This window comes from Bacteroidia bacterium (assembly GCA_039924845.1).
In the GTDB taxonomy this organism is placed as follows: Bacteria; Bacteroidota; Bacteroidia; order DATLTG01; family DATLTG01; genus DATLTG01.
The window spans coordinates 1-7361 of record JBDTAC010000015.1; the positions used below are offsets into that span (position 1 = coordinate 1).

Annotated in this window: 5 protein-coding genes; all 5 read right to left on the reverse strand. The window is 34.2% G+C overall.

From position 1 onward, the window contains the following. Nucleotides 1-649: 649 nt before the first annotated feature. The 5 genes from lnt to ABIZ51_01965 all read right to left on the reverse strand — a co-directional run bounded on the left by lnt (nucleotide 650) and on the right by ABIZ51_01965 (nucleotide 6395). On the reverse strand, nucleotides 650-2269 hold the full coding sequence (gene lnt, locus ABIZ51_01945) for an apolipoprotein N-acyltransferase (GenBank protein ID MEO7087537.1): 1620 nt from the start codon (nucleotides 2267-2269) through the stop codon (nucleotides 650-652). A gap of 129 nt (nucleotides 2270-2398) precedes the next feature. Next, the gene (locus ABIZ51_01950) at nucleotides 2399-3172 is read right to left on the reverse strand and encodes a C40 family peptidase (GenBank protein MEO7087538.1); all 774 of its coding nucleotides are present in this window, start codon (nucleotides 3170-3172) and stop codon (nucleotides 2399-2401) included. 31 nt (nucleotides 3173-3203) lie between these two features. After that, a complete protein-coding gene (locus tag ABIZ51_01955; protein ID MEO7087539.1) occupies nucleotides 3204-3596 on the reverse strand; it encodes a four helix bundle protein in 393 nt (130 codons plus the stop codon). Between the two features lie 42 nt (nucleotides 3597-3638). Continuing rightward, nucleotides 3639-4820, reverse strand: a complete 1182-nt coding sequence (locus tag ABIZ51_01960) for an acetyl-CoA C-acyltransferase (GenBank protein ID MEO7087540.1) — start codon at nucleotides 4818-4820, stop codon at nucleotides 3639-3641. 297 nt (nucleotides 4821-5117) lie between these two features. After that, nucleotides 5118-6395, reverse strand: a complete 1278-nt coding sequence (locus ABIZ51_01965; protein MEO7087541.1) for a glycosyltransferase family 87 protein — start codon at nucleotides 6393-6395, stop codon at nucleotides 5118-5120. Between the last annotated feature and the right edge of the window lie 966 nt (nucleotides 6396-7361).

The following is a 7361-nucleotide window of genomic DNA, read 5'->3' on the forward strand; positions in this document are numbered from 1 at the left end:
TAAACGTGCCTCACGTTCAGGTAAACGTGTCATACGATGAGGTAAACGTGCCTCACGTTCAGGTAAACTTTACTCCGTTTCAACTCAATTATCTATACAATAAAAACGACGAGGATTGCCGAAAAATGGATGATTTATCTAAAATCAACCCAAATGAAAACGTGTAAATAGTGCCATTTCATTGGCAGAAAAAAGAATCGGATCTAAAAAATAACTAAAAGGATAAAAATCAAACAAGAATTGTAAATTTACCACATGAGTCAATTTGCCATTTCTCGATACCAATTTGAAATGAAAAAATGATTTATTTTGAAGAGAACGAAAATGTGAATTTATTAAAATAGAAATTGAACTAATTTATGACACTTTTTAAAAAATTACAAGAAGCCACCAGCGAAGAAGATGTGAAAGATGCTTAGTATGAGTTGGGATTTTTAAAAGTATAGTAGAATGAGTAAAAAAAAGAATTCCCAACCAAACGAAATTATATTTTATACTTCTCCGAGAGGAGAAATTAAAATAGCAGTTTTTTTTCAGGACGAAACCTTTTGGCTTACGCAAAATGGTTTCACAAATGTTGCATTCGATAACCATTCAATTTAATGGTACAAGCTTTTGGTTTCAAAAAAATAATTTTTCGGGACCTTATTTATTCAATTTTTTTTTTCCAGAATAATTTTCCGAAAACGGTAAACAACACTAAAATAGCGGCGCAATACATCAATAAATGTGCAATGTAATCGCCGTGTTCCGAGTAAAACGTAATAACAGAATTAGTATTTACTACACCTTGTATCACCGCTGGTTGCCACCAATCAGTTGCTTGAGAAATATCACCTCGTTGATTCAGAAAACACGAAGTGCCTGTATTGGCGCAGCGTGCAATATCTCTGCGTGTTTCAATGGCGCGCAAACTGGCGTAGGTTTTGTGTTGCTGATAACCTTGCGTATTTCCCCACCAACCATCGTTTGTGATGATAAAGATCAAGTTCGCACCTTTGAGAATATAGCCTCCTACAAATTCTCCGTAAATAGATTCGTAACAAATAACGGGTGCCACAATCGCTTTTTTATCGCGTGCATAAAAAACAGAGCGTTCGTTTTGAACACCTAAACTTCCGGTTGTTCCGCCTAAATTAATGGCTAATTTTTCGAAAGGTTTCATCAATGCAGGAAAAGGCATTTTTTCCACACCGGGAACTAATTTTGATTTATGATATACTTGAATACTGGCAGAATTATCCAATTGCAGCGCGGTATTGTACGAATCGTAATATTGATCAGAATCCGTAAATTTACGAGCCGTTGCCGAAATGGTATCACCTTTATTATAAGCACGATTGGTAGTGGCTCCGATCACAATTTTTAAGTGCGGATAATTTCGTAAAAATATTTTTATGGCGGAAATACTAAACGAATTTTGAAATTCTCTTTCCCAAATATCCTCTGTTAGTGCGGTTTCCGGAAATACTAAATAATCTGTGTTGGTATCAATTTTTGTTTTTCCGAGCGTCAACATTTTTTGTACTTGCTCCTGAAAATTACCATTAAATTTTTCGGTATACGGATCCACGTTTGGCTGAACCATAGTAACATTTACTGGATTCTTTGTTTCTTGATACGTATTATAACGATGCAAAGAAATTACAATAGGAATTGCAATTAGCGCGAGAATAAAGACTATTCTTTTCCATTGTTGTTGCCAATTTTTTTTCTCAAAAAATATCTTTTTGATGATGATAAAAATAAAAATATTGACAATTAAAATCCACAAGCCGCCACCAAAAACTCCTGTAAATTCATACCATTGAATCCATTTATAATACGATGAAAATCCATTTCCGAGCGTTAGCCAAGGCCAACTCAAATCCCAATTCAAATGAATGTATTCGAAGGAAATCCAGTACGAAACAAGCGCAAAATAACCGGTAATTTCATTTGTTCTTTTCCGCGTAATGTGAAACAGCATAAACACCAACGACATCAACAACGTGTTGCAAACCATCGCCATAATTCCGCCAATTAGTGAGGCTTCCACCACCCACCAAGTTGCAATTACGTTCCAAATAATAAATGCTAAATAAGCGTATAAAAAAACGTGTATGTTTTTATAGCGATTTTGGTTTTGAAAAATTATTTTTTCGAGCGCCAACAATGGAACAAACCCTACAAACAACAATGGCGCGAAACCATACGTGGGCCAAGCTAAAGCGAGTAATAATCCGCTTAAAACGGAAAGAAATACTAATTTGTATTTGAGCGGAATCATTTCGCAAAGATACCATCTTTGCGTAGAGTTAAAAAGATTTGAAAAAACGGGGTTGAAAAAATATTTTTTTGAAGACGAAAAATACTATTCGAAAAAATATTTTTCCAGAGACTTTTTTTGATAAAAATTCTAATCCATTCGTTTCAATAAACGCAACGTATGCGAATATTTTTTTTCGGCAACATTAAAAATACCGTAATGATCGAGCGTATCCACGCGCACCTTTCCAGAAGCGTGAATGATTTTATTTTCAGGAAGTACAATGCCGACATGAATAATTTTTCCGTCTTCATTATCAAAAAAAGCCAAATCTCCGGACTCTGCTTCTTCTACAAAATTAAGTGTTTCGCCTTGAGTAGCTTGTTGATGTGCATCTCGCTGTAAATTCATTCCGCTTAAGCGATAAACGATTTGCGTAAATCCCGAACAATCAATCCCGAAAGGCGATCGTCCGCCCCACAAATAAGGCGTATTCAGAAAAAGATAGGCATTTTCAACTATTGAATTCTTAGAAAATTTGATGATTTTTTTGGCTTGACCTTCGTACGAAAATTTATTTTTCTCGATACTAAAATCTTTATTTTTCAAGGAAGGCAGAATACTTCCGATAACAATTGGAAAAAGCATTTCAGGATTTTGTGCGGAAACAATTTGAACCAAATCAAGCGCAAAATTCGCAGGCGTTTTATTCAACAACAAAAAACTTTTTTCGCTGATTTCGGTAATTTGTTTTTGTTCCACCCAACATTCGTAAGCATCGTGCGCGATTTTAATTCGGCACCAAGAATTTTTTTTTTCGAGAATACTAAAATGTTCGCCAAACAAAAGTTGCGTTACCATTTCGCTGCGATGTGCAGGTTCTTTGCGGCAAGGAACAATGCTTAAGGTACAAATTCCGAACATTCCTATGGTTTCAGGTTTATTGTTTTTAGTTTCAAGTTTTATACTTAATTCCTTTAATGTCCGACTTATTTAGATAAGTTATCAAAGCACTTAATTGTTTACTTATTTCTTCCGAAAAACTACGCAACTCTTCAAATTTTTCGTCAGATAAATATTTTCTATCAAATGCTCTGTAAAGTGGAGAACGTACTTCTCCGCACGAACCTTTCGCTATACTTAAAAATTGTCTAAACTCATTTTTACTATCACGCTCAAAACCTTCGGCAATATTATCCATTACAGAACCGCTGGATGCATTTATTTGATCCAGTAATTTTCTGTCTTTTTGAAAATTATCGGTATGAATTATTTGAAAAATATTCTGGCACAATATTCTTGCTTTTTTCCAAATTTCGAGTTCTTCATATCGTTTTATTGTTGCCATAAAAAATATATTTTTGAAACATGAAACAATAAACTTGAAACCTTAAACAACTTCAATCACCATGGCACTGGCGCCGCCGCCGCCATTACAAATTCCGGCAGCACCGTATTTTGCTTTGTTTTGTTTCAACACATTGATAAGCGTAACTAAAATTCGCGCACCAGAACAACCCAGCGGATGTCCTAAAGAAACCGCACCACCATTGACATTTACTTTAGAAGCATCTAATTTTAATTCTTTATTATTTGCCAGTGAAACGACAGAAAACGCTTCGTTGATTTCAAAATATTGAATGTCGGAAATGTTTAATTTTGCTTTCGCGATTGCTCTCGGCAAGGCTTTAGCTGGCGCAGTAGTGAACCATTCTGGAGCTTGTTCGGCATCCGCATATCCCCTAATAATTGCCAAAGGTTTGATGCCCAATTGTTCTGCTTTTTCTTTGCTCATCAATACCAAAGCTGCAGCGCCATCATTCAACGTAGAAGCATTGGCAGCAGTTACTGTTCCTTCTTTTTGGAAAACAGGTTTCAACTCCGGAATTTTATCAAATTTCACATTTTTATATTCTTCGTCCTCTTTAAAAACAATCGGATCGCCTTTCTTCTGAGGAATTTCAACTGGAACAACTTCTTCATTATATTTCCCAGCTGCCCAAGCAGCAGCAGAACGTTTGTAAGATTCTATCGCGAAAGCGTCTTGGTCTTCACGCGAAATATGGCATTCTTTTGCACATAATTCAGCGGCATTTCCCATGTGATAATTGTTGTACACATCCGTTAATCCATCTTTCACCAAACCATCAACAACAACTCCGTTTCCCAATCTATAACCATTTCGGGCATTGTCTAAATAATACGGCACCTGACTCATATTTTCCATTCCGCCAGCCACCACTATATCGTTATCGCCCAACAAAATACTTTGCGTAGCCAACATCACCGATTTCATTCCAGATGCGCATACTTTATTAATGGTGGTGCAATGAACCGTATTTGGCAAGCCTGCAAAAATAGCTGCTTGTCGCGCAGGAGCCTGACCAATACTGGCTTGTAATACATTTCCCATATACACTTCGGTAACTTCTTTGGGATCTAATTTTATTTTTTCGAGTGCTTTTTTAATAACGATAGCGCCCAATTTAGTGGCAGGAATACTTGCTAAACTTCCACCGAAACTACCAATTGGCGTGCGTACAGCAGATACGATATATACTTCTTTTGTCATGTTTTTTGTGTTTGAAAAATTATTTTTTTGAAGCGTCAAATCTACGTATTTTATTGTTTCAGCCATCGAATGAATTTTTTTGTATTGCGTAGCTTTGTTGGATGGCATCTTCAATTATTTATTTAGTGATTTTTTAGATTATCATAAATAAAGAAAATAAAACAACCGGATTTTTGGATACGATGTCAATGACGTTTTCGCCTTCCTCAATGGTGCGAATTAAAAAGTGTTTTCAATTGAAGAAATTCACTTTAAACAAAGGAATCCAGTCGGAATAAGTATCGAATTTAATGGATTTTATTTTTTGTTAGGCGGAGTTTCAAATAGTATGGTTCCTAAATCAAATTTTTCTATTCTGATAACAACAAACAGCTGAATACATAAAAGTAGTATGGTTCCAAAAGTAATAGCCGAATATGCTTCCATTAGACAAGAAAAATGGCTTCCAACTATTCCTGCTGTCGAACACACGTTGAGAATAACGGACAACACGAATAAATACTTCAGTAAATTTAAAGTTGTTTTTTTTAGTTGAGTATTTACTCTAAATAAAATAGCATACAAAAGAAGATACGGAATCCAAAGAAAGATAAAATAAGCTTTCCATGAGACGGGAGATAAAAGGGGAATAGCGGTAAATATTAAGGAATATTCTAAAATGGCATTGAGGTTACTTGTTTCCTTTAGTTTTTTTCTGAACAGAAATGCAGGAAGTATAGACGCAACAATTATTACTACATAAGTAATACCTTTAATTATATATGGTTTTACATTAAGAATATTTACAAACAGATTATGACCAGCGTCTTCAGAAGTAAAAAGCCTAAGGAGCGCACCAAAAATAGATTGGTTCTTGTGATTGGCTAAATAAGAATGAGGAGCAACATCACTAATCCAATGTTGATAATATTGAGCGGCTTGTTCAAAGCCAAATACAAGGATGCAAATAGAATTGAATAGTAAAAGAAATAGAATGGTCCATATCACAGGTTTAAATTCTCGTTTATATAAAAAATAAAAGAGAAAAAATAGGGGATACACTTTAAGTGATATTATTAAGCCTAACAAAAAACCTACCCAAACGAACTTTTTTTTTATAAAGAATGTAATGCATAGTAAGGCACATAAAAGAATAAATATATTGATTTGGACATTGGCAAGATTATCCATAATGAATCGTAATATAATTAAAAGAGGGATGATTATAAGCAAATCTTGAATTATAATACCATTATCCCCTCGCATATAAACCAATGGCTTTTTGAAGATCATTTCAACTGACTTTTTAACAATATAATACATGGAAATAATGCTGCCAAATAGCCATATAAATCGGATAAAAAAGCTGCTAAGGTGATCTCCAATTGCTAATAAAACGCTAAAGACAGAAAAGAATGGAGGCCAAGTATTAAGATAGTCGGAGTATATATTTTGATGATGTAATACTGCGTTCCCAGCTGTAACATATCCAATAAAATCACCTTCTCTCATCGAATCTCGGATTAATTCAAATACCAAGATTGCTCCTATTAGAATTAGTATAATATTTGAAATTGAATAGCGTCTTTTAGTCATGTATTTAATAATGCCTACTATACGGAGTAACCGAAATTTCCCATTTAACTTTTCAAGTTAAGCACAAAAAAAGCGAAACAATTATTTTAATTATTTCGCTTTCAAAAATAAGAAATATTTATTAGGCTTTTACTTTGGTGAGTACCTTAAATTTTATTTGGGCATAAAAGAAACTGTCGAATAAAAAAGTATTAAAAAAGAAATCTCCGCCATGTGTTCCTATGAAAAAAACAGATTTGAAAAATTATTTTTTCAAATCTGTTTTCGGAATAATTGTAATTGAAAGTTTATTTCTGAATCAGAATTTTCTTATTCTCTATTCCATGAGAAGTAAGAATTTGTGCGAAATATATTCCGCTTGGATATTGAGATAAATTTATGTTCAGAGAAATGTTTGCATTTTTCATCTGCGTTAAGCGTAGCGTCTCGCTACGTTTTTATTAATCGGTATCTTGCCGATTTGGTTCAATAAAATAATGATTTTATTCTTAATTTCTCTTCTTCTTTACTTTTGTCTTACAAACAAAAGAAAGAAGCAAAGAAAAATTCAAGGCTTGGATTTCTCATTTCATTTTAGCTTCCTGAAAGCTATTCATCGGGTGATTTCCTCGCATACGCTCTGAAATCCCGAATTCATCACGCTTTCATTTTGCTAAAATTTTATTCGAAATTCGATGCCGGAAAAATATTTTTTCAAAGCGGAGCGCGAGCCGGAAAAGGTAGCGGGGGCTGAGCCTGCATGTGCGTGAGCCGATAACGTTTTCTTGAGTTTTTTGTTTCTTTTTGGGTTAAGCCAAAAAGATAATAAAAAATAAATTCTCTTATGTTCTTTTGACTTGAAAAAAGAATGTAAAAGGAAATATCTCTTAGAATTATTTTTACTTCTTCTTTACTTTTGTCTTACAAACAAAAGAAAGAAGCAAAGAAAAATTCAAGGCTTGGATTTCTCATTTCATTTTAGCTTCC